The sequence below is a fragment of the Streptomyces sp. NPDC047049 genome (genome assembly GCF_040643995.1).
In the GTDB taxonomy this organism is placed as follows: Bacteria; Actinomycetota; Actinomycetes; order Streptomycetales; family Streptomycetaceae; genus Streptomyces; species Streptomyces mooreae.
On sequence record NZ_JBEYVM010000001.1, the window covers coordinates 48,882 to 70,862 of the forward strand.

Sequence of the window (21,981 nt, forward strand, 5' to 3'; positions counted from 1 at the left end):
GCCGGTGAGGCGGTGAACGGGGGGATGAGATCCTGCCGCACATGCTGGGGATAACGGATCTGTCCACGTATCTGGTGGGTCTCGCGCTGATCATTCTGCTGCCGGGGCCGAATTCGCTGTACGTCGTGTCGGTGGCGGCCCGGCGCGGCCCGCGGGTGGCCTACCGGGCGGCGGCCGGGGTGCTGTGCGGTGACACGGTGCTGATGACGCTGTCGGCCGGCGGGGTGGCCTCGCTGCTGCAGACCAGCCCGGTGCTGTTCGCCGTGGTGAAGTTCGCCGGCGCGGGCTATCTGACGTGGCTGGCGGTCGGGATGCTGCGCGGCGCCTGGGCGCTGTGGCGCGGCCGGGAGGCGCGCCGGGCCGAGCGGCGGGGCGGGGCGTCCGAGGCGCCGAAGGAGACCGTGGAGCGGCCGTACCGCAGGGCGCTGGTGGTCAGCCTGCTCAACCCGAAGGCGATCCTGTTCTTCATCTCCTTCTTCGTGCAGTTCGTCGACCCGTCCTATGCCCATCCGGTGCTGTCGTTCCTGACGCTGGGTGCCTGGGCGCAGCTGTTCAGCTTCACGTACCTGTCGGTCCTGATCTTCAGCGGGACGTTTCTGGCGGCGACCTTCCGCCGCCGCAAGCGGCTGACCGCCGGGCTGTCCGCGGGTGCGGGCGCGGCGTTCCTCGGCTTCGCCGCGAAGCTGTCACTGGCGAGCGCGAGCTGAGCCGGCGCCGGGCGGGCGGACCCGGCGTCTCGTGAAGACGGATACGGGCGGGTGGCGGTCCCTCGGGACGGCCGCCCGCCCGTTGCGCTTCCACTGGGTGAACCCTGGAGGCCACTTACCCCCTATGCCCTTATTGTCGGGTTCCAGGAGGTACGCCGATGCCCGTGCACGATGTGAAGGTCGCCGTCATCTACTACTCGTCGACCGGCACCATCGCCGAGCTCGCCCGGCGGATCGCGGACGCCGCCGAGCACGCGGGGGCCGACGTACGACTGCGCCGGACCGCGGAACTCGCACCGCAGACCGCGATCGACGCCAACCCGGCATGGGCGGCGAACGCCACGGCCACCGCCGACATCATGGAGGCCACCCACGAGGACATGCTCTGGGCGGACGCGGTGATCTTCGGGACCCCCACCCGCTTCGGGAACGTCTCCTCGCAGCTCAAGCAGTACCTCGACACCCTGGGCGGCCTCTGGCAGCAGGGCAGACTGGCGGACAAGATCTACAGCGGCTTCACCGCGAGCGCCACCCGGCACGGCGGCCAGGAGTCCACCCTGCTCGCGCTCTACCACACCGTCCACCATTTCGGCGGGATCCTCGTGACGCCGGGCTACACCGACCCGGCGAAGTTCCGCGACGGCAATCCCTACGGCACCTCTCACGTCGGCGGCCCGGACACCCCGCTCGACGACGACGCGCGCACCGCCGCCCGCATCCAGGCGGAGCGCGTGGTGAAGTTCACCAAGGCCGTCAAACACGGCCTTTCCTTGGCCAGTTGACGGGTAGGGGCGAGAGATGACTCTGCACAAAGGCGCATCGGCCTCCGACCGCAAGCACATCGGACATCCGGTCAACCCGTTCTACGGGGAGGCCGACCCGGTCGCCGGCATGGAGTCCGCGCCACCACGGCACACCCTGCCCGACGGCCCGGTCTCCCCGCGCACCGCCTACCAGTTCGTGCACGACGAGCTGATGCTGGACGGCAACTCCCGGCTGAATCTGGCGACGTTCGTCACCACCTGGATGGAGCCGCAGGCCGGGGTGCTGATGGCGGAGTGCCGGGACAAGAACATGATCGACAAGGACGAGTACCCGCGCACCGCCGAACTGGAGAAGCGGTGTGTGGCGATGCTCGCCGACCTGTGGCACGCCCCCGTCCCGTCCGAGGCCGTCGGCTGCTCCACCACCGGGTCGAGCGAGGCCTGCATGCTCGCCGGCATGGCCCTCAAACGGCGCTGGATGCAGCGCAACAAGGACCGGTATCCGGGTCAGGCCCGGCCCAACCTCGTCATGGGCGCCAACGTCCAGGTCTGCTGGGAGAAGTTCTGCAACTTCTGGGAGGTCGAGGCGCGCACGGTCCCGCTGGAGGGCGACCGCTTCCACCTGGACGCGGACTCCGCCGCCGCGCTCTGCGACGAGAACACCATCGGCGTGGTGGCGATCCTCGGCTCGACCTTCGACGGGTCGTACGAGCCGGTGGCCGAGATCTGCGCGGCGCTCGACGAGGTCCAGAAGCAGAAGGGCTGGGACATCCCGGTCCATGTGGACGGCGCGTCCGGCGCCATGATCGCGCCGTTCCTCGACCCGGACGTGGTCTGGGACTTCCGGCTGCCGCGGGTCGCCTCCATCAACACCTCGGGGCACAAGTACGGCCTGGTCTACCCGGGCGTCGGCTGGGCGCTGTGGCGCAATACGGAGGCGCTGCCCGAGGAGCTGGTCTTCCGCGTCAACTACCTGGGCGGCGACATGCCGACCTTCGCGCTCAACTTCTCCCGGCCCGGCGCCCAGGTCGCCGCGCAGTACTACACCTTCCTCCGGCTCGGCCGGGCCGGCTTCCGCGCCGTCCAGCAGGCGACCCGCGACGTGGCCCGGTCGATGGCCGAACGGATCGGCGCCCTGGGCGACTTCAGACTGCTCACCCGGGGCGACCAGCTGCCCGTCTTCGCCTTCACCACCGCGGACGACGTCACCGCCTTCGATGTCTTCGACGTCTCCCGGCGGATGAAGGAACGCGGCTGGCTGCTCCCCGCCTACACCTTCCCCCCGAAGCGCGAGGACCTGTCCGTCCTGCGGGTGGTCTGCCGCAACGGCTTCTCCCTGGACCTCGCCGACCTGTTCATCGCGGACCTGGAAGAGCTGCTGACCGAACTCCGCCAACAGCCGGGACCACTGCAACGCCCGGAGAGCGTGGCGACGGCGTTCCACCACTAGGACTTGACTTGGCGAAGTTGAGGCAATTCCGACAGCGCGGAGGCGTGGGCCGCGTTCAGCTGACGGAACATCTGGAAAGTCAGCCTGGGTCAGCATCGGCGGCGCTACGCCGGGAAACAGGCGACTCACCGGGGTCATGCGACACATCGCGATCCACATATCCACAGCGTCCCGCAGCGAAATCCGATCTCAGTTGTACACCCACGAGCGCAACCTCCCCTTGAGCATCTCACACCCAATTGAATTACTGGAGTTGCCCGAGCCCCTACGCATGACATCAATCGAACCCGCCTCTCTGCGGAATCAAGGGGATTTCGTCAGCAGAGGTCTTTTCGGCCCGCGAAATCATGCCGGCTCGGGCATGCGTCGACGTGAGGCTCCGGCTCTCGTCGACCGTGGTTCCGCTCTTTCCGGTACGTCACCGACAGAGCCGGAGGGCCTGGTCACCGGCCCCCAGCTCGTCATCAACGCCCCATGGCTTCGGCCGCGTCTTCACGCACACACCAGGATCACCGGCCCCGGAACGGTCCCACCACCTCGCAGATCATTTCGTTAGCAGTTCCAAGGCATTGGCGGCGCCTTTCTGCGAACTGACGGCGACTCACGAGGCGTGTGGGAATATCCTGTTTGGCCTGATCCGCCATTTACGCATCGCAGATTATCCGGTTCAGTGTATCCACGGTCGGCTTCAGTCGAGTCTCACAGCTTCTGATTGAGCGCGGAAACATTAGGGGCGGCCACATGCGAATCTGCTTTCTGACCAAATACCCCCCGATCCAGGGCGGCGTCAGCATGCACTGCTACTGGGCGGCGAGGGGCCTGGCCGAACGCGGCCATCAGGTCGTCGTGGTCACCAACGCCGACGAGGTCGAAGATACCTTCCGTATCCGCATTCCCGAGGCGGATCTCGCCGAAGGCGGCCACTACCAGCCGCGATTTCCCGAAACCGGCGGATCGGTGACAGTGCTCAGCACCCGGCCGCCGGACCGCCGGGAGCTCTACTACATCCCCCTGGGGAATCCCACCGTCAGCCGGCTCGCCGGCATCGCGACCGGTGTGATCCGCGACCACGACTGCCAGGTCGTCTTCTCGTACTACCTGGAACCGTATGGCCTCGCGGCCTTTCTGGCCGGCCGGTTCACCGGGGTGCCGTACGTCTTCAAGCACGCGGGCAGTGACCTGCACCGCCTCATGCGGCTCCCGGAGCTGCGCACCACCTACACGGAGGTGCTGCGCGGCGCCAACCGGGTCATCTCCCGGGGCCCCTCGCGGGCCCGGCTGCTGGAGGCCGGCGTCCCGGAGGAAGTCCTCACCGCGCAGGCCGGGTTCGGGCTGCCGACCGCGTTCTTCAACCCGACGGGCGCATCCCGCTCCCTCGGCCAGTGGCTCGCGACCGGCGGCAGTCCGGGCCCCTACCCCGACGACGACCTGCCGGTGCTCGGTATGTACGGAAAGCTCGGCGAGTACAAGGGCTCACTGGACGTGCTGCATGCCATGGCGCGGCTGCGGGACGAGGGATTCCGGTTCCGCCTGTTGGCCGCGTCCCACGGATGGCAGGAGCAGGCCTTCCGGCGGTTGGCGGAGGAGCTCGGACTCAGCGATCACGTGCACCTCATCCCGTTCGTACCGCACTGGCACATCCCCGCCTTCATCCGCAGCTGCACGGCGGTCGCCTTCCTGGAGCGCGAATTCCCCATCGCCGCGCACACCCCGACGATCCCCACGGAGGTCATCGCCTGCGGAGGCCCGCTCGTCGTCTCCGCCGAAGTCGCCGCCAAGCAGCTCTTCCGGACGTCGATCCGCGACCGCCGGAACGTGATCGTCACCAATCCGCGCCGTCACGAGGACCTGGCAGCGAGCCTCCGCTACGCGCTGGAGGACAGCGCCCGCGCCCGCGCGATCGGACTGCGGGGCCATGCCGAGCTGCGCTACGAGCAGTCGTACGACTCGTACATCGGCGAGTTGGAAGGGCTGTTGACCGAGGTCGCGGCCGAGCCGCCGACGTACGGGTCCCGCCCCCGGACGACGGCCGACGCCCCCTCGGACGCGGAGCGCGTGCTGCGTGCCGTGGGGCGCTTCTACCCGCGCACCCGGGCCCTGTTGACGGCCGACGACGAGCAGCGGCTCCGCCGCCGGACCGTGCCGGGACTCCCGGCCACCGGCCACGACAACGAAACCCGGCGCGGCACGGCGCTCAGGGTCGGCCGGCTGCTATTGGACCTGCTGCCGGAGCCCGCCTCGGTGAGCCGTGACGTGTGCCGGTACGAGTACAAGATCCATCAATGGGCGCGTGACGCCGGCCCGGCCCGCAAACCCGTCGAGGCACCCGGAGCGGACGGCGGATGGCGGGCCCACCCGGAGCGGGCGCGGCCGGTGTTCGTCGGCGAGGGGGAGATCGTGGAATTTGCCCACGACGTGGAACCCGTCATCGAGGCCCTGGCGCAGGGGAGGCCGGGCGCCCCGGGCGAGGGTCCGCTGCGCGTCCTCTTCCATGAGGCGGCGGCTCCGCTGCGGGTGAGCGAACCCACCGCGTGGGTCATCCGGCTGCTGCGGGCCGGCGGGCGTCCGACCGTCGCCCAGATCGAGGAAGCGGTCCGGAAGCGCTATCCGGCGGCCTTCCGGGATCCGGGGCGGGCCGCGTCCCGGCAGTGCCGCGACCTCCTCGAAGGCCTGTTCTGGGAGGGGCTCGTCACCTTCGACTGACGCGCCCCGGATCCCGGTAAGCGCGACAGGCCGCCCCAGCGGCGGCAACACATATCCGCACCATCACGAAGAGGAGGAACGATGAGCGAATCCGCCAACGAGTCGAACGACGCGATCGAGGTGCGAGGAACCGTCAACGCCGCGAAATACAAGGCGGCCAAGGCGCTTGGTGGCGAGGACACCGTCTTCGAGCTGCGCGCCATGAAGCCGGCCCGAGGAGCGGCGGCCGGGCAGATCACCTGCATCGTCTGCCTGATCTGCGTCGTCTGCGCGGCAGCAGCGCCCACCGGCTGAGGCCCACCGCCCGTTCCGCCTCGGCGCGCCGAGGCGGAACGGGTGGCCAGCCACACCACACGACAGCGACCCGCACCACCCGCGGAGGTGAAGAACATGCATGGACCACCTGTTCTGGGCGTCGGGCTCGGCTACCGGCAGGAGTTGCGTCAGATGATCCTGGAGTCGGCCGACGTGATCGACTTCCTCGAACTCCTCACCGACCAGTACATCGACGCCCCACCGCAACGGGATGCGGAGGCCGTGGACCTGTCCGCCCGGTTCCCGGTCCTCCTGCACGGCGTCGACATGTCCCTGGGCACGGACCAGGCCCCCGACGCCGAGTACGTCGGAAAGATCCAGCGGCTGGCCGAACGGGTGCACCCCGAGTGGATCAGCGACCACCTGTGCTTCACCCAGGTCCCCGGGCTCAGCCTCGGCCAGCTGACGCCGCTCGCCTTCACCCCGGAGACCGCCCGCATCGCGGCCCGCAACATCAAGAGCGTTGCGCGGGAGTTCGACCAGCCCTTCGCGGTGGAGAACATCTCCTATTACTTCCGCGTCCCCTGGTCCACGCTCAGCGAGGCTGAGTTCCTCACCGAGGTCGTCGACAGGGCCGACTGCCATCTGCTCCTCGACCTCACCAACGTCGTCAACAACGCGACCAACCTGGAGTACACCGCGACGGAATTCCTCGACCGGATCCCGCTGGAACGCGTCCTGCAAATCCACCTCGCCGGGGGCTACTGGCACAACGGCGTCCTGCTGGACACCCACAGCCATCCGGTCCCCCAGGACGTCCTGGAGCTGCTGGGCTCCTACGCTCCGCGCATGCCCGCCCTGAAAGCCGTCATGATCGAACGCGACCAGAACTTCCCGCCCCCCGCCGAGCTGCTGGCTGAACTCGCCGGTGTCCGCAAGGTCCTCGCCCCGTCCTGGCCGACGGCCCGGTGCGAGGAGGCGGCGCCATGAGCGAGCTTGAACGACAGCAGGCGCTGGCGCGTTTCCTCACGGACCCCCTGGCGCGCCAGGCCGTACTGGACCACGCCCCGGCTGACGGCCCCGCCTGGCCCGGCCGGCAGGACATCGCGGACCGGCTGCGCGAGCTGGACCAGCCCCGTGTGTCAATGTTCTCCCGGCTCCTGCTCGCCAATCGGGTCGCGAAGATCGCGGATGTGCTGCCGCTGACGGCCTGGACACTCGGTGAGCGGCTCACGGCCCTGGTGGAGGAGTACAGCCTGCGCAGCCCGGCCCTCGACCCGAAGAAGCGTCACCAGGCCTTGGCCTTTGCCGACTTCCTCCAAAAGGAGTCGGAACGGACCGCCGCACCGGGCCCGGCATACCTGCCCGACGTGCTGGCTTACGAGACCGCGCTGGTTCGCATCCGCCTCACGCCCGCCTCCGCCCCTGCCCCGCACCTGCCCCAGGTCACCGCCGACCTCCACCGCGTACGGCCCCGGCTCGCTCCCTCCGCGCTGCTGCTCGCCCTCGACCACGACATCGAGGAGATTGTCGCCTGCCACGATCGCGGTGAGCCACCCCCGCCCGCCGGCCCCCGCCGCACCCTCCTGCTGCTCCAGGGGATGCCCGACGGAAGCGTCCGGCAGGACGAGATCAACCAGGCCGTCGCAATGCTCCTCCAGGCCTGTACCGGAAGCCGGACCCTGGCCGCTGCGGTCGACGAGCTGGCGGCGCACCTGAGTCCGAGCCCGCCGCCGGATCGGCTCGCTGCCCACTGCCTCGACCTCTGCACCAGTCTCGCGGAACGCGGGGCGATCACCCTCCGGTGAGACATCGGGTCACGCCGCGGCTCCGGACCTGGGCCTCTGCCGGGAAGGAGCGAGCGCCCCGAACAGCAGCCCACGGGCTCCGCCCTGCGCCCGCTCCTGGTCAGCCCTACCGCCCCAGCCCCCGGTACCTCCGCACCGCCGCCGGGAAGAACACCGCGAGCAGCACCAGCGGCCACACCACGGCCAGCAGTCCGGCGTGGCCCGCCGCCCAGCTGTCCCCGGACCACCGCGGGTTGGCGAACAGCTCACGCACCGCGCTCGCAGTCGCCGACATCGGGTTCCACTCGGCGATCGCGCCCAGCCAGCCGGGCATCGACGCGGCGGAGACAAAGGCGTTGGAGAGGAAGCCCACCGGCCACACCAGGATCTGTACCGCCTGCACCAGCTCCGGTCTGCCCGCGAGCAGGCCGAGATGGATGCCGATCCACAGCATCGCGAACCGCAGCAGAAGCAGCAGCCCCACCGCGGCCAACGCGTCGGCCGCGGTGCCGTGCCAGCGCCAGCCCATCGCCAGCCCGACGCCGATCATCACCAGCAGACTCAGCGCCGACTGCAGCATGTCCAAGGCGCTGCGGCCGACCAGCACCGCGGACGGCGCCATCGGCATCGACCGGAAGCGGTCGAGCACGCCCTTGCCCAGATCCTGGGTCACCGCGACCATCGTCGATTCGAGCCCGAACGCCATGGTGAGCGCGAACATCCCCGGGACCAGGTACTCCTTGTAATCGCCGCCGCCCGGCACGGCCATCCCGCCGCCCAGGAAGTACCCGAACATCAGCAGCAGCAGTACCGGAAAGACCAGTTGCACGACCGCCTGCACCGGCTGTCGCGCCCAGTGCGCGAGACCGCGCCGGGTCATCGTCCAGGAATCGGTGACCGCCCACGTCATACCGCTCATACCGCCGTGCCCTCCTGTTTCGCCTTGCCTGCCGTGCGTGCCTTGCCTGCCGTGTGCGCACCCGCCGCCGCGGCAGCCGACGGGCCCGCACCGGCCGCACCGCCGGTATCGCCCGTCCTGCCCGTACCGCCGGCCGCCCCGTCCCCCGTCAGATGCAGGAACACCTCGTCCAGCGTCGGCCGCCGCACCGCGAGGTCCGCCGCCTCGATCCCCGCCGCGGCCAGCACCCGTACCGCCTGGGCCAGCCCCGCCATCCGGTCGGCGACGGGCACGCTCAACCGCCGGGCCCCGGCGTCCGCGGCGATCGCACCGCCGCCCGCCGTGCTCCCCAGTGCCTCCGCCAACAGACCGGCTGCCCGGCCCAGTTGTCCGGCGTCGTGCAGGACGACGTCGATCCGGTCGCCGCCGGTCGCGGACTTCAGCTCGTCGGGGGTGCCGTCCGCGACCACCCGGCCGCCGTCCACCACCGAGATCCGGCCCGCGAGCTGGTCGGCCTCCTCCAGATACTGCGTGGTCAGCAGCACCGTCGTACCGTCGTCCACCAGCGAGCGCACCGCCTGCCACACCTCGGTACGGGCCCGCGGATCGAGCCCGGTCGTCGGCTCGTCCAGGAACAGAATCCGCGGCGCCCGCACCAGACTTGCCGCCAGATCGAGCCGGCGCCGCATCCCGCCGCTGTAGTGGCGTACCGCCTTACGCCCGGTGTCGGCGAGCCCGAACCGCTCCAGCAGCTCGTCCGCGCGCTCGCCCGCCCTGCGCGCCCCGAGGTGGCAGAGCCGCCCGAACATCTCCAGGTTCTGCCGCCCGCCGAGCTCTTCGTCGACCGCCGCGTGCTGACCGAGCAGCCCGATCCGCAGCCGCACCTCGTCCGGCTGCCGCAGCACGTCGAAGCCGGCGACCTCGGCCCGGCCGCCGTCGTGCCGCAGCAGCGTGGACAGGATCCGTACGAGGGTGGTCTTGCCTGCGCCGTTGGGTCCGAGGACACCGTGCACCACTCCCTGCGCCACGGTGAGGTCCAGCCCGTCCAGGGCCGCTTTGGTGCCGTAGCGCTTGTGCAGTGCCTCGACGACGATCGCCTGATCGCGGTCCGTCACGACATCTCCTCTCCGGTGTAGTCAAGTTTGACTACATGCCCGCGCGGAAAGGTAGTGCCCGCCTAGCGGTTAGTCAAACTTGATTAATCAGCCTTCGCGGTGACGCTCTCGCCCACCCCGTCGCCGCCCTCGTGCCCCGCGTCCCCGCCGCCCTCGGCCTCCGCGTCCTCCCCGGAGGGGGCGTCCTGCGTCGCGTACGGGTTCTCCTGCCCCTCGGCGAGCACGCCGACGAACGGTTCGCCCTCGCCGGCGAAGACATACGCGCCGCCCTCGATCCGCTCGATCAGCCCCCGCGTCCACTCCGCACCGCTGTCCGCGGAGTGCACCCACATATTCATGATCTCGCCGATGTGGCCGAGCTGTCCGGTCCCTTCCTCGGGGGTGTAGTGGCTGGTGACGGTGCCGCGCCAGTCCTCCAGTGCCCGCACCCGCTCCTTGAGCAGCGCCACCGCCTCGGCCCGCGGCAGGTCGACGACGAAGCCGATGCCCGCGCTGAGTACGTCGACCTTCTGGTCGTGCTGGGCGAGCGCCGCGCGCAGCAGCGCGAAGTACTCCGCCTCGCCCGCCGCGGTCAGCTCGTACTCGGTACGCGGCGGGCCGCCCACGGTGCTGGGCGCGATGTCATGGGCGTGCAGCAGCCCTTGCCTGGCCATCTGCTTGAGCGCGTGGTAGATCGAGCCGGGCTTGGCGTTGGACCACTCATGGGCGCCCCAGTACTCCAGGTCGTTGCGCACCTGATAGCCGTGCGCCCGGCCGTGCTGCCGCACGGCGCCCAATACCAACAGCCGGATCGCCGACATCGTCTCCTCTATCCCTGCGCATGCCCTGCCGTCAGCCTAGAACGCCCCGGCAGGGCCCGCGCTCACCCCTGCCTCGCCGTGCGTTCCTCGTCCACCAGGGCGAAGGCCGTCTTGCCGTCCAGGGACTCACGGAGGATGTCGGCGTGACCGGCGTGCCGGGCCGTCTCCTCGATCAGGTGCAGCAGCAGCCAGCGCATCGACTGCCGGGCCTGCGGCGGGAACCACGGCGCCTCGGGCAGCGGGAAGGTGTCGTTCAGGCTCGGCAGCGAGCGGATGAAGTCCTCCGTGCGCCGTGCGACCTCGTCCCAGAAGGCCAGCATCCCCGCCAGGCTCTCGTCGTCCTCGAGCCGGAAGCTCAGGTGCCAGGTCTCGGGGGTCCGCTGGATGGAGTGCGGCCGTCCCTGGGCGGTCTCGAGCCAGGTCTGCTCGGTCTGCGCGACATGCTTGACCAGCCCGGCCAGCGACAGCTCGCCGGCGCTCGGCCGCCGGGCCGCCTCGGCGTCGGTCAGCCCCAGGACCGCCCGCCGCAGCCCGCCGCGCTGGGCCTCCAGGAAGGCCAGCAGTGCGCCGGCCTCGTCGCCGTGGGCCTCGGCAAGAACGTGAGTGGGCATGAGATCCGCCTTTCCGGACGCCTTGTGACGTCTCGTGACATCCCCCGGCGGCCGGCTCGTCGCCGTCCGCCTTCGACATCACTCACGGTAGGGACCCATGCGGTCAGCTTCTGTCCGCAACCCACGGCCGATGCCCCCGGATCGCCCCGCCGCTCAGAACGGGAACTGCGACCGCCCGTGCTGGATGGAGATCCACTTGGTGGTGGTGAAGGCCTCCACCATCGCGTCGCCGTTCAGCCGCCCCACGCCGGAGCTCTTCGCGCCGCCGAACGGCACGATCGGCTCGTCGTGCACCGTGGCGTCGTTGACGTGGAACATCCCGGTCTCGATCCGCTTGGCGAACCGCACACCCCGCTCGATGTCGGCGGTGTGCACGGCGCCGCTGAGCCCGTACGGCGTGGTGTTGGTGAGCCGCACCGCCTCGTCGTCACCGTCGAACGGCACCAGCACCACCACGGGCCCGAAAATCTCCTGCTGCAGCAGCGGGGAGTCCTCCGGCAGACCGCTCAGCACGCTGGGTGCCACCAGCGTGCCCCGGGTCTCGCCGTGCAGGAGCGCCGAGGCGCCGTCGGCGACCGCGCGGTCCACCAGCGAGGTGATCGCCTCGGCCTGCCCCTCGTTGATCAGCGGACCGATATGGGTCTGCGGGTCGGTGGGGTCGCCCACCTTCAGCGCCGCGACCCTGGCCACGAACTTCTCGGTGAACTCCTGCTCCACGGCGCGGTCCACGAGCACCCGGTTGGCGGCCATGCAGACCTGGCCCTGGTGGACGAAGCGGCTGAAGACCGCCGCGTCCACCGCGTAGTCGACATCGGCGTCGTCGAGCACGACCAGTGCGCTGTTGCCGCCCAGCTCCAGCACGGAGTGCTTGAAGTGGGACGCGGCGACCGTGGCGACATGCCGGCCGACCTTCTCGGAACCGGTGAAGGAGATGGTCTTGGGCACCGGGTGCTCGATGAGCGCATCGCCGATCTCGGCGATATCGGTGACCACGACGTTGAGCACCCCCGCCGGCAGCCCCGCCTCCTCGAAGATCTTGGCGACCAGACCGCCGCCGCACACCGGGGTGTTCTGGTGCGGCTTGAGGACGACCGCATTGCCGAGCGCAAGGGCCGGCGCGACGGACTTGAGGGAGAGCAGGAAGGGGAAGTTGAAGGGGCTGATGACGCCGACGACACCGACCGGCAGCCGGTAGAGGCGGTTCTCCTTGCCGTCGATCGGCGAGGCCAGGATGCGGCCCTCGGCGCGCAGCGCCAGCTGGATCGCCTCGCGCAGGAACTCCCTGGCCAGATGCAGCTCGAAGCCCACCTTGACGACCGTGCCGCCGACCTCGGCGGCGATCGTCTCGGCCAGCTCCGCCTCACGGTCGTCGATGATCCGCAGCACCCGCTCGAAGACGGTCCGCCGGGTGTACGGATTGGTGGCGCCCCACTCCCGCTGCGCGCGCTCGGCGGCACGGTAGGCCTGGTCGACCTCCTCGACCGTGGCGACGGGTATGGAGGTCAGCTTCTCCCCGTTATAGGGATTGAAGTCGACGATGTCCCACGAACCGCTGCCGGCCCGCCACTCGCCGTCGATGAACTGATACGCCAACTCGTCGAAGTAGGACATGCCATCCCGATCTGGAGAACAGGGCGCTCAGGGCGCCGCATTGGGGGGTGCTGACTCCTGATGGTGCGCCATCCTACCGACGCGTCACATCAGTTGGAGCAGCCCGCGCAGCAGGTCCCGGGTCTCGGCCGGATTCGGCCCCTCCTCCTGGAGGCGGTCCATCACCCGGGCGTATTGCGCCACCTCTTCGGGCTTGTCCACATAGAGCGCACTCGTCAGCTGCTCCAGGTAGACGACGTCCGGCAGACCGGACTCCTGGAAGCCGAGCATCGTGAAGGCGCCACTCTCGCCCGCATGCCCTCCCAGACTGAAGGGCATCACCTGGAGCCGCACATTCGGTCTCTCGGACACCTCGATCAGATGCTTCACCTGCTCGCGCATCACGGACCGTTCGCCGTACGGGCGGCGCAGCGCGGCCTCGTCCAGGACACAGTGGAACTGCGCCGACCGCTCGGTCACCAGCAGCTTCTGGCGCTCCATGCGCAGCGCGACGCGGCGCTCGATCTCGGCGGGCCCGGCCTCCGGCATGCCCCGTCTGACGACGGCCTGCGCATAGCTCTCCGTCTGCAACAGCCCGTGCACAAACTGGACTTCGTAGAACCTGAGGAGCGAAGTGGCGCCTTCCAGACCCACATACGTCTGGAACCAGCCGGGCAGCACATCGGTGTAGCTGTGCCACCAGCCGGCCACATTCGCCTCGCGCGCCAGGGACAGCAGCGCCTCGCGCTCCTGGGCGTCACCGACCCCGTACAGCGTGAGCAGGTCCTCCACATCCCGTGCCTTGAAGCTCACGCGGCCCAACTCCATGCGGCTGATCTTGGATTCGGACGCACGGATCGAGTAGCCGGCCGCCTCACGGGTTATCCCGCGCGATTCACGCAGCCGACGGAGCTGCGACCCGAGCAGGATCCGCCGCACCACCGACCCGCTCGACTCACTTGCGGACACCTCTCAGACCCTCCTGTGACCCCACCCCGTCCAACAGTGGGCCGCAGTCTGCCACGTTCGGGCTTCGTTGAGTGCTCATCCGGTTACTGAGGTGTGAGGCCCACGCAACCCCTCCACACGAACTGACGGGAAGAATCCGGAGGAAAACCGTCCGGGCTGGCGCAATCACGGCACGTGCACGTGCATCTGCCCTTGCATCTGTCCCGCGCATTGGGAACCATAGGCGTCGCACGCATGCACGCTCGTGAAAGATCCGCCAGATCCGGCTGACCGGCCAGGGTCATGACGTCCGCGAACGCCAGGAGTGCCTCGCATGGGGACCAAGGTTTTGACCATGCTCGAGCCGTTATGGCAGGGCTTTCCTCCCGTCGACCCCATGGCTGTCTCCGGATCGGCGTCCCGCACGCTCCCGCCGCGCTATGAATCGGTGCGCAGTGCACGTGCGTTCACTCGCGAGACCCTGCAGGGCTGGGATCTGGACGATCTCTTCGACTCGGTCGCCCTCGTGGTCTCCGAACTCGTCACCAATGCCCTGCGGCACGCGATCCTGGCCGCCCCGGAGCACCACGACGCCACCCCGCCCGCCCGGCTGCATCTGATGCGCTGGTCCTCCCGGCTGATCTGTGCCGTACGGGACCCGAGCGATGACTCACCGGTCGCCGGGGAGGCGGATTCCGCTGCCGAGTCGGGTCGCGGGCTGTATCTCGTGGACTCCTTCAGCGACAGCTGGGGCTGGCATCCGCTGGCCGGTGCCGCGCACGGCAAGATCGTGTGGGCCCTCTTCCGGCTGCCGTAGCCGCTTCCCGCACACCGGGCGCACCGTCACGTACGGGCGCCCGGTTGCCGTGTACGGGGAGACACCCCTACGACCGCCGGGACCCCACGGGCGCTCAGTCCCGTACGAGATGGTCGAACTCCCCGTCCTTGATGCCGAGGAGCATCGCCCGGACCTCGGCCGGCGTGTAGACGAGCGCGGGACCGTCCGGGAAGCGGGAGTTGCGTACGGCGATGTCACCCCCCGGCAGCTTGGCGAACTCCACGCAGGAGCCCTGGGAGTTGCTGTGCCTGCTCTTCTGCCATGCCACATCACGGAGATCTGTGGCGGCCATGCCGTTGTATGCGTGGAGCACAGGGGTCTCCCGGTGATAAATGGTGTCAACTGCCCGGGAGCATAGCCGCGTTCTCATGCGGATGCATGCGCAGATGCACGTGCACGACAGCCGGTGCAGAGGCCGTCACAGCTCGTCGAGCACCCGGTCCGGCCGCTCTCCCGCGGCCGGCTTCCGCTCGTCGCCCCTGCTCAGGTGCGCCCCTTACCTGGTACGGAGCACGGGCCCGAAGCCTTCACGGCCGGGGAAGAGACGTGCGCCACGCTCTGTGGGTTCCGGGGGCGGCGGGCGTCCGGCCGACCCGCGGGTTCCGGGGGGCGCCCCCGCCCCGCCCGTACACGCCAGGAGGTCCCCTGCGCGTCATCCGCAGGGGACCTCCGCCGGCCTCCCGCCCGTCACCGGACGGCACCCGTCACCAGGAGACGGCCGTCACCAGGAAGCGACCGTCACCGTGACGCATAAGGGAGCAGCGCCATCTCCCGGGCGTTCTTGATCGCCCGGGAGAGCTGCCGCTGTTGCGGCGCACTGACCCGGGTGATCCGTCGGCTGCGCACCTTGCCGCGGTCCGAGAGGAACTTCCGCAGCAGGTCGGTGTCCTTGTAGTCGATGTAGGTGATGCCTGCCGCGTCCAGCGGGTTGGGGCGGGGCGTGGAGGTCCGGCGCGGGTCGTGCCGACGGGGCATGGGGCTTCCTTGTACGGGGTGCGGGGGTGCGTACGGGGTGCGGTGGTGCGTACGGGGTGCGGGGGGCTGACGTGAACGGGCCGGGCGGAACCGGCTCCGTACGGGCCGGGGGACGGGCTGACGGCCGCGGCCGGCTCACGAAACAGGGTCGAGGAGGGCGTCGAAGGCGGACGGCAGGCTCTTCCAGGCCGACCGGCCGCCCGCGTACTCGGCGTCGGTGAGCAGGCAGGACTCCAGGAGGGATGCAAGGCCCTCGCGGTCCAGGCCCGGCGAGGTGAAGACCAGATGCTGGGTGCGGTCGCCGTGCTCGGGGTGCCAGTCCAGCGCGGCGGCGGCCCGCCGCATCGGCGGCACCATCTCCCAGGCGGCGTCCGGGAGTGCGGCCAGCCAGGGCCCGGCGTTCTCCACACACAGCGCTCCCCCGGCCGCGTCCCACGACAGCAGGGTGTCGGGGCGGTCGGCCAGCCAGAACCGGCCCCGGCTACGCGCGGCCGCGCAGGTCAGGTCCTCCAGCGCGCCGTACAGCCGCTCGGGGTGGAAGGGCCGGGTGTGCTGCCACACGAGGGTGCCGACACCCTCCGCATCGGCCTCCTGCGGCAGCAGCGCACAGGCCGGGTGCTGGCGCGCCGCGGCCGCCGCCACATCGAAACCGGCCCTCGCGGCGGCCGCCAACTCCGCGGATTCGACGGGGACCTGGTGTGCCATCGGATGCAGCTGGGCGAGCAGCGCGAGATCGGCCGGGTCCGGCTCCTCCTCCCCCGTGGCGATCGCCAGCACCGGCGCGTACTCCAGTTGCCGCGCCCAGGTGTCGGCGACCGTGCGCCGGTCGGAGGCCGCGGCGGCGAGACCGGCCTCGGCGAGGTCGTCACCGCAGCCGAGGTAGGGCAGCAGCAGCGCCGGATCGACGGCGGTGATCACTCCCGTCAGCGCGAAGTTCTCGCTCCCGCAGGAGGTGACCACCTCGGCCATCGCCTTGGGCTCGACCGAGTCCCACAGTTCGACGACGGCCAGCCGGCAGGTGCGCCCGGCGGCCAGCCGCTCCAGCTCGGGCACCAGGTCCTCGCGGAGCGCACAGCAGGCGCAGTCGTTGACCAGCGGTGCGTCACCGGTGTCGAGCGTGCCGCCCGCGTCACGGACGGTGCGCCGCACGGTGCCTTCGGCGGCCGAGGCGAGGTCGTGGTGGAGGGCGACGCTGCCGGGGACGGAGTGCAGCAGCCGCTCGACGGCGGCCTGCCGCGCCTCCGCGTGCAGGCCGCCCACCAGGACGACGTGGAGCGGTTCCATCAGCGGGCCCCGCGGGTGCCGTAGCGGCGCTCGAACCGCTCGACGCGGCCCGCGGTGTCCATCACCCGGGCGTTGCCCGTGTAGAAGGGGTGGCTCGCCGAGGAGATCTCGACGTCGATGACGGGGTAGGTGCGGCCGTCCTCCCACTCGATCGTCTTCTCGCTGGTGGCGGTCGACCTTGTCAGGAAGGCGACGTCGGCGGCCCGGTCGCGGAAGACGACCGGCCCGTAGGCGGGGTGGATTCCAGGCTTCACGGTGCTCAGCGCTCCTCTCGGAAGGCCACATGGCGGCCGGCCACCGGGTCGTACTTGCGCAGTTCCAGGCGGTCGGGGTCGTTACGGCGGTTCTTGCGGGTCACGTAGGTGTAGCCGGTGCCGGCGGTGGACCGGAGCTTGACGACCGGGCGTAGTTCGTTGCGGGCCATGGGGTTAGTATACGGAAATGGTTTCCATTTTCAATAGGCTCTCATCAGGGGCCCCGACCGAAGGGACCGCGCCATGTCCGCCCACTGCCAGCTGACCGGCCGCGCGCCGGGCTTCGGCAACTCCGTCTCCCATTCGCACCGGCGCACCCCGCGCCGCTTCGACCCCAACATCCAGCGCAAGCGCTACTGGCTGGAGAGCGAGGGCCGGCACATCCGGCTCACGCTGAGCGCCAAGGGCATCAAGGCCGTGGACACGATCGGGATCGAGGCGGCCGTCGCCCGGATCCGCGCACGAGGGGAGAAGGTCTGATGGCCAAGCAGAGCAAGATCGCCAAGAACGAGAAGCGCCGTTTGACCGTCGCCCGCTACGCGGCCCGGCGCGCGGTCCTCAAGGCCGTCATCCGCAGCCCGCACACCCCCGAGGAGGAGCGCACCGCCGCCCGGCGCGAACTCTCCCGCCAGCCGCGGGACGCCAGCGCCACCCGGGTGCGCAACCGCGACAGCGTCGACGGGCGCCCGCGCGGCTACCTCCGCACCTTCGGCCTGGCCCGCGTACGGCTGCGCGAACAGGCACACGCGGGCTACCTGCCGGGGGTCCGCAAGGCGAGCTGGTAGCCGCGCCGCCGGCCGTCCGGCCCCGGGGGCGACCCCTGGACCGGACGGCCGGACCGTTGGGGTGATACTGGACAGAACGTCCGCCGCCCCTCCCGACGAAAGCGAGCGCGCGCATGCTCCGCAACGCCTTCGAGCCCTGGCATCTGATCCTGATCATCGCGGTCCTCGTGCTGCTCTTCGGCTCGAAGAAGCTGCCCGACATGGCGCGCGGCCTGGGCCGCTCGATGCGCATCCTCAAGGCCGAGGCCAAGACGCTCAAGGCCGATGGGCCGGACGCCACGGCCGGCCCGGAGGCCACACCCCGCCCGGAGACCGCCGCCCGCCACTGAGGCCGGGCCGCCGGCCGCTCAGTCGTCTCCGGCCTTCAGCGCTCTCCGGTCGCTCCGTGATCTCCGGTCGCTCCGTGATCTCCGGTCGCTCCGTGATCTCCAGCCGGCCGCTCAGCAGTCCTGGGCCGCTCAGTGATCGCCGCCCTCGTCGATCAGCCGCCGCACCTCGCGGTCGATCAGCCCCAGCCGGGCCTCGGCGACCAGCGGCACCGCCCGGCGCTGCCGCCGCGCCTCGGCGAGATCGATCTCGACGGTGACCAGCGAGGTCTCCCACTTGGGCGCCTGCGCCACCACCGCACCCCGGGGGTCCACCACCCGCGAGCCGCCCCAGAACGCCGCGCCGTGCTCATTGCCCACCCGGTTCACGAAGACCACCCAGCACTGCAGCATCTTCGCCGTATAGGACAGCAGGGTGTCCCAGTAGAGCCCGGTGTCCATCGCCTCCGGGTCCAGGCTCGCCGCGCTGTTCGTCGGGACGAACAGCACCTCGGCCCCGTCCTGCACCGCCAGCCACGGCAGGGCCGGCTGCCAGGCGTCATTGCACACCAGCGTCGCGCCCCGGCCCCCGCTCTTGTCCCGCTTCAGCTCGTACGCGCGCAGTGACTGCCCCGGACTGACGTGCTTGCGCTCCTCCCAGGCCAGATAGTTGGGGAGGTACAGCTTGCGGTGGGCGTGCACCAGTTCACCGGCCGCGTAGTGGGCCGCGGTGTTGTAGGCCCGCAGACTGGTGTGCTCGTGGAAGCCGACCAGCACATCGGGGCCCAGGGTGCTCAGCTCCAGCAGCTTCGGATCGCTCGCCGCGAGTGACGCGTCACGCTCCAGCGCACCCAAGTGGTAACCGTGCAGGCTCAGTTCGGGAAAGACGACAAGATCCGCACCCTGCGCCGCCGCCTGCTCGATCTGCTCACGGGCGACATCGAGGTTCTCGGCCACCCCGCCCAGTACACAGTCCGTCTGCGCCAGCGCAACGAGCATGGCCCCACCTCATCGACCCATCGCTTTTGCGGCTTTCACCCCAATTTTGCCAGAGGGTGCAGCGCGCGGCACGGCCCCGCGGCGAAGCCGACGGACGGCTCGACCGGGCGGACCGGGCCGAGCGGCCGCCGGACCCGCTCGGCCGGCCGTCGAGCCCCCGGCCCCCAGGGGCCCCGCCCGGCGCATACGCCCTTCGCACTCATCTGCGACGCGTACGGGACCGGCGCAGCAGCAGCGCCCCTCCCAGCAGCAGCCCGCCGCCCGTACCGGCCACCACACCCAGCCCGCCGGGACCGGTGGACGCCAGCAGCGCGGGGCCCGCCGAGGCCCCGGCCCGCTCCTCTGCCCCCACCCGCGCGTCCCGCGCGGACCGCGGCCCGGGCACCGCCCCGGGGTCCTCCGCGGACTTCCGGGCGTGCTTCGGCGCCGCCTTCGCCGGTTGCGCCCGGGGCGGCCGCTCCCGGTGCGGCGTCCCTTCCGGGGCCGTGTGCCGCCGGACCTGCTCAGGCGCGGGCCGCTGCGCCACCGGGGGCGGCGGGGCGGCGTTCAGGGGCCTGCGGGCCGCGGCTCCGAAACCCGCACCGTTCCCGCACGAGGCACCCATCGCCGGGTTGAGCGCCGCGCCCCCGTCCACCGAGTTGCCACACGCGTTGACCGGGGTGTCCACGGTCACCTGGATGCTGTTCCCGGACAGCACCCCGGGAGAGTTCTTCGCTCCTCCCCCGGCTCCGGCATCCGCGTACGCCGCACTGCCGCTCGCGCCGAGCACGCCCGACGCGGCCGCTGCCACGAACACGCATGTCTTCAGGCTCTGTCGCATCTCTCGTCCCTCCTCTGCAGTCAGTGCCCACGGACCGCCACCCGCCCGCGCGTGCCGCTCGCACGACCGGGCGGCCGGCAGCCCCTACGCGGCGCCGGCCGCCCGGAGACACAAGCGGGGGAACGGCCGAGGCCGCCTGCGGTCAGCCGTTGTGCACACCGTTCCCGGAGAGGATCGGAATGTCGTCGATGATGTGCGACAGCGGCTCGTCGCCCTTGGCCTGCGTCGAGTTGTGGACGCACTGCTGGTTCTGCGGCGACGACAGGATGTTGATGTCCTGCGCCTGGATCGCGGAGACGCCCTGGAGGTTCAGCTTGCCCAGACCGAGGCACAGGTCGTTCAGCGATCCTTGGACGAGCCCGAGCTGGGGGCTCAGACTGCCGCGCGTGGTGGAGTTGCCGTAGACCGACGCCGCCCCGTTTCCGTTGACCGTGCTGGTGCCCTGCTGGTCACCGATCGCCATGGCGTCGGGAGCGGCCGCAGCGGACATACCGATCAGCGACGCCGCCACAGCCGCGCCCGCCATCATCTTCTTCATCACGCAAACCCTTCAGGAGAGGAAACTCCCGACACGGGAGCCCTGTTTGAACAACCCGCCATAGGGGCTTGAGTTCCGCACCATCACCCGAATAGCAGGTATCAGGTCTTCCGCAGGGGCCTCATGGGCCGCTGCCGGCAAAGCCCCGCCCCAATTCGCGTACCGAAAATGCGACTTGTTACCCTCGGAGCTTCGCCGTGAACCTCCGAGGATCGCCCCGGAACGGCCTGGAAAGCCTCCGGGCACCATGACTTCTGCTGCAGACGACGCAGGGCCCGCGAAACCGCTGAACGGATTCGCGGGCCCTGCACTCGTTACGGACGGCATGCCAATGCCCTCGCGGCCCCATCAATCTCGCGAGGGCATTGGCATGCTTCCCTCCACACATCATTCCTAACGATCCGGCGCAGCGGAGTTCAGTCACGAGCGAATAACATTTCCGCCCCGGCGCCGGGCAGCGGAAACCCGGGCCGCCCGGAAGAAGGAGGACCGGGCGGCCCGGGTGCTCATCAGCCGATCAGTGGTTGCCGGCACCGTTGCCGGAAAGAACCGGGATGTTGTCCAGGATGTGCGACAGCGGCTCGTCACCCTTGGCCTGGGTGGAATTCTCGGTGCACTGCTGGTTCTGCGGCGACGACAGGACGTTGAGGTCCTGCAGCAGGAGACCACCCGCACCCTGGAGGTTCAGCTTGCCCAGAGCCAGGCAGGGCTTGTTGAGCGAGCCCTGGATCAGGCCGATCTGCGGGCTCATGTAGCCGTACGTGGTGGAGTTTCCGAAATACTGCTGCGCGCCGTTTCCGTTGACGGAAGACGTTCCGTGCTGGTTACCGATCGCCATCGCCTGGGGAGCGGCAGCGGCGGCCACGCCGACGATGGACGCAGCCGCGGCTGCGGTGGCCAAGGCCTTCTTGATCATTTTGATCCTTCGTGTTTCGGGATGCCCTTGGGCCGGGCGAACTGCCCAACTCACAGGGTTGTTTTTGGTTGTTCTCATTCACCCAAATGAGCTGGCCACCGGAGCCGTTTTCCCGTGCCGCTTTCCGGAGCCACTTTTACGGACCGGCATCGCCACAGGAATTCCGGGTCCGGACCGACCGGGGACCGGGGCGAGAAAGCGCGAGGGGGGTGGGAGAGCTTCGGGCGCCGCATGTCAGCAGACGGGTAACGCGCATTCCGCTACCACATCGCGCTCACCGGGCACAGCCGAAGGACAGTAAATCCGGGCCCACGCCGGGCGCCCGGGAATTACTTGAGCGGCAGGCCGCCGAGCAGCGGAGGCTTCTTGGTCGCCCCGGTGACACCACGGAGCAGCTTCTTCGCATTGGTCGACCTGACCTTGCCCCCCGCGGTCTTGACCGTTTTGACCAGCGGAGTGAGCTGGTGGCCGTCCAGCTGCTTGCTGCTCAGCGCGTCGGTCAGCCCGCCGTTGAGGCTCATGGTCGGGGCTCCGGGCTGGCCGGCGAATGCGGGTGCGGCGACCCCCAGCGCCATGACGGAACCGGCAACAACCGCGGCAGACTTTGCGTACTTCATTCAACTGTCCCTTCTCGAGCGG

27 protein-coding genes are annotated in these 21,981 nt (G+C 70.2%); 11 read left to right on the forward strand and 16 right to left on the reverse strand.

The features are described 5' to 3' along the window. Positions 1–41: 41 nt before the first annotated feature. The 7 genes from leuE to ABZ851_RS00245 all read left to right on the forward strand — a co-directional run bounded on the left by leuE (position 42) and on the right by ABZ851_RS00245 (position 7,687). Positions 42–707: a leucine efflux protein LeuE gene (gene leuE, locus ABZ851_RS00215; protein ID WP_361119943.1), complete on the forward strand. Its 666-nt coding sequence runs from the start codon at positions 42–44 to the stop codon at positions 705–707. A 158-nt stretch (positions 708–865) separates the two neighbouring features. Beyond that, positions 866–1,489: an NAD(P)H:quinone oxidoreductase gene (gene wrbA / locus ABZ851_RS00220; RefSeq protein WP_361119946.1), complete on the forward strand. Its 624-nt coding sequence runs from the start codon at positions 866–868 to the stop codon at positions 1,487–1,489. A 16-nt stretch (positions 1,490–1,505) separates the two neighbouring features. Continuing rightward, positions 1,506–2,921, forward strand: coding sequence for a glutamate decarboxylase (locus tag ABZ851_RS00225; protein WP_361119949.1), 1,416 nt, complete (start codon positions 1,506–1,508; stop codon positions 2,919–2,921). Positions 2,922–3,662: 741 nt separating this feature from the next. After that, entirely contained in the window at positions 3,663–5,624 is a 1,962-nt protein-coding gene (locus tag ABZ851_RS00230; RefSeq protein ID WP_361119952.1) for a glycosyltransferase family 4 protein, read from the forward strand. 81 nt (positions 5,625–5,705) lie between these two features. Beyond that, positions 5,706–5,918, forward strand: a complete 213-nt coding sequence (locus ABZ851_RS00235) for a hypothetical protein (RefSeq protein WP_361119955.1) — start codon at positions 5,706–5,708, stop codon at positions 5,916–5,918. A gap of 96 nt (positions 5,919–6,014) precedes the next feature. After that, a complete protein-coding gene (locus ABZ851_RS00240) occupies positions 6,015–6,869 on the forward strand; it encodes a DUF692 domain-containing protein (protein WP_361119958.1) in 855 nt (284 codons plus the stop codon). Beyond that, positions 6,866–7,687: a hypothetical protein gene (locus ABZ851_RS00245; protein WP_361119961.1), complete on the forward strand. Its 822-nt coding sequence runs from the start codon at positions 6,866–6,868 to the stop codon at positions 7,685–7,687. The genes ABZ851_RS00240 and ABZ851_RS00245 overlap by 4 nt, the downstream gene beginning before the upstream one ends. A 106-nt stretch (positions 7,688–7,793) precedes the next feature. Here the strand turns inward: ABZ851_RS00245 and ABZ851_RS00250 are convergent, their stop codons facing one another. The 6 genes from ABZ851_RS00250 to ABZ851_RS00275 all read right to left on the reverse strand — a co-directional run bounded on the left by ABZ851_RS00250 (position 7,794) and on the right by ABZ851_RS00275 (position 13,649). Continuing rightward, positions 7,794–8,585 (reverse strand): ABC transporter permease, encoded by a 792-nt coding sequence (locus tag ABZ851_RS00250; protein ID WP_361119963.1) that lies wholly within the window; start codon positions 8,583–8,585, stop codon positions 7,794–7,796. Further along, the gene (locus ABZ851_RS00255; RefSeq protein WP_361119966.1) at positions 8,582–9,679 is read right to left on the reverse strand and encodes an ATP-binding cassette domain-containing protein; all 1,098 of its coding nucleotides are present in this window, start codon (positions 9,677–9,679) and stop codon (positions 8,582–8,584) included. The genes ABZ851_RS00250 and ABZ851_RS00255 overlap by 4 nt, the downstream gene beginning before the upstream one ends. An 83-nt stretch (positions 9,680–9,762) precedes the next feature. Continuing rightward, the gene (locus tag ABZ851_RS00260; protein WP_361119969.1) at positions 9,763–10,479 is read right to left on the reverse strand and encodes a PadR family transcriptional regulator; all 717 of its coding nucleotides are present in this window, start codon (positions 10,477–10,479) and stop codon (positions 9,763–9,765) included. Between the two features lie 62 nt (positions 10,480–10,541). Next, positions 10,542–11,090, reverse strand: a complete 549-nt coding sequence (locus tag ABZ851_RS00265) for a DinB family protein (RefSeq protein WP_361119972.1) — start codon at positions 11,088–11,090, stop codon at positions 10,542–10,544. Between the two features lie 153 nt (positions 11,091–11,243). Next, positions 11,244–12,701, reverse strand: coding sequence for an aldehyde dehydrogenase family protein (locus ABZ851_RS00270; protein WP_361119975.1), 1,458 nt, complete (start codon positions 12,699–12,701; stop codon positions 11,244–11,246). An 84-nt stretch (positions 12,702–12,785) separates the two neighbouring features. Continuing rightward, entirely contained in the window at positions 12,786–13,649 is an 864-nt protein-coding gene (locus tag ABZ851_RS00275; RefSeq protein ID WP_361119978.1) for a helix-turn-helix transcriptional regulator, read from the reverse strand. A 313-nt stretch (positions 13,650–13,962) separates the two neighbouring features. Here ABZ851_RS00275 and ABZ851_RS00280 point away from each other — a divergent pair, with 313 nt between their 5' ends. After that, positions 13,963–14,445 (forward strand): ATP-binding protein, encoded by a 483-nt coding sequence (locus tag ABZ851_RS00280; protein WP_088799174.1) that lies wholly within the window; start codon positions 13,963–13,965, stop codon positions 14,443–14,445. Positions 14,446–14,539: 94 nt separating this feature from the next. On the opposite strand, the gene ABZ851_RS00285 is transcribed toward ABZ851_RS00280, so the two are convergent. From ABZ851_RS00285 to rpmG, 5 genes are all read right to left on the reverse strand, one after another. Continuing rightward, a complete protein-coding gene (locus tag ABZ851_RS00285) occupies positions 14,540–14,779 on the reverse strand; it encodes a DUF397 domain-containing protein (RefSeq protein ID WP_086718280.1) in 240 nt (79 codons plus the stop codon). Positions 14,780–15,204: 425 nt separating this feature from the next. Beyond that, positions 15,205–15,441, reverse strand: coding sequence for a 30S ribosomal protein S18 (gene rpsR / locus ABZ851_RS00290; protein ID WP_361119982.1), 237 nt, complete (start codon positions 15,439–15,441; stop codon positions 15,205–15,207). Between the two features lie 135 nt (positions 15,442–15,576). Beyond that, entirely contained in the window at positions 15,577–16,725 is a 1,149-nt protein-coding gene (locus ABZ851_RS00295) for a GTP-binding protein (protein WP_361119985.1), read from the reverse strand. Then, positions 16,725–16,979, reverse strand: a complete 255-nt coding sequence (locus ABZ851_RS00300; RefSeq protein ID WP_311626790.1) for a type B 50S ribosomal protein L31 — start codon at positions 16,977–16,979, stop codon at positions 16,725–16,727. The genes ABZ851_RS00295 and ABZ851_RS00300 overlap by 1 nt, the downstream gene beginning before the upstream one ends. 5 nt (positions 16,980–16,984) lie before the next feature. Then, complete coding sequence (gene rpmG, locus ABZ851_RS00305) at positions 16,985–17,149, reverse strand: 50S ribosomal protein L33 (protein WP_006604069.1); 165 nt, start codon at positions 17,147–17,149, stop codon at positions 16,985–16,987. A gap of 73 nt (positions 17,150–17,222) precedes the next feature. Between rpmG and rpmB the strand changes: the two genes are divergently transcribed. The 3 genes from rpmB to tatA all read left to right on the forward strand — a co-directional run bounded on the left by rpmB (position 17,223) and on the right by tatA (position 18,093). Continuing rightward, on the forward strand, positions 17,223–17,459 hold the full coding sequence (gene rpmB, locus ABZ851_RS00310; RefSeq protein ID WP_361119990.1) for a 50S ribosomal protein L28: 237 nt from the start codon (positions 17,223–17,225) through the stop codon (positions 17,457–17,459). After that, positions 17,459–17,764 carry a 30S ribosomal protein S14 gene (gene rpsN / locus ABZ851_RS00315; RefSeq protein ID WP_361119993.1) on the forward strand — a complete coding sequence of 102 codons (306 nt, stop codon included), beginning with the start codon at positions 17,459–17,461 and terminating at the stop codon, positions 17,762–17,764. The genes rpmB and rpsN overlap by 1 nt, the downstream gene beginning before the upstream one ends. A 113-nt stretch (positions 17,765–17,877) precedes the next feature. After that, complete coding sequence (gene tatA / locus ABZ851_RS00320; protein ID WP_361119996.1) at positions 17,878–18,093, forward strand: Sec-independent protein translocase subunit TatA; 216 nt, start codon at positions 17,878–17,880, stop codon at positions 18,091–18,093. 129 nt (positions 18,094–18,222) lie between these two features. On the opposite strand, the gene ABZ851_RS00325 is transcribed toward tatA, so the two are convergent. The 5 genes from ABZ851_RS00325 to ABZ851_RS00345 all read right to left on the reverse strand — a co-directional run bounded on the left by ABZ851_RS00325 (position 18,223) and on the right by ABZ851_RS00345 (position 21,959). Beyond that, complete coding sequence (locus ABZ851_RS00325; protein ID WP_361119999.1) at positions 18,223–19,068, reverse strand: nitrilase-related carbon-nitrogen hydrolase; 846 nt, start codon at positions 19,066–19,068, stop codon at positions 18,223–18,225. 199 nt (positions 19,069–19,267) lie between these two features. Next, complete coding sequence (locus ABZ851_RS00330; RefSeq protein ID WP_361120002.1) at positions 19,268–19,888, reverse strand: chaplin family protein; 621 nt, start codon at positions 19,886–19,888, stop codon at positions 19,268–19,270. A 142-nt stretch (positions 19,889–20,030) separates the two neighbouring features. Beyond that, positions 20,031–20,426: a rodlin gene (locus ABZ851_RS00335; protein ID WP_361120005.1), complete on the reverse strand. Its 396-nt coding sequence runs from the start codon at positions 20,424–20,426 to the stop codon at positions 20,031–20,033. Between the two features lie 517 nt (positions 20,427–20,943). After that, positions 20,944–21,342, reverse strand: a complete 399-nt coding sequence (locus ABZ851_RS00340; protein WP_361120008.1) for a rodlin — start codon at positions 21,340–21,342, stop codon at positions 20,944–20,946. A gap of 329 nt (positions 21,343–21,671) precedes the next feature. Further along, positions 21,672–21,959, reverse strand: a complete 288-nt coding sequence (locus ABZ851_RS00345) for a hypothetical protein (RefSeq protein WP_336054125.1) — start codon at positions 21,957–21,959, stop codon at positions 21,672–21,674. Positions 21,960–21,981 lie beyond the last annotated feature (22 nt).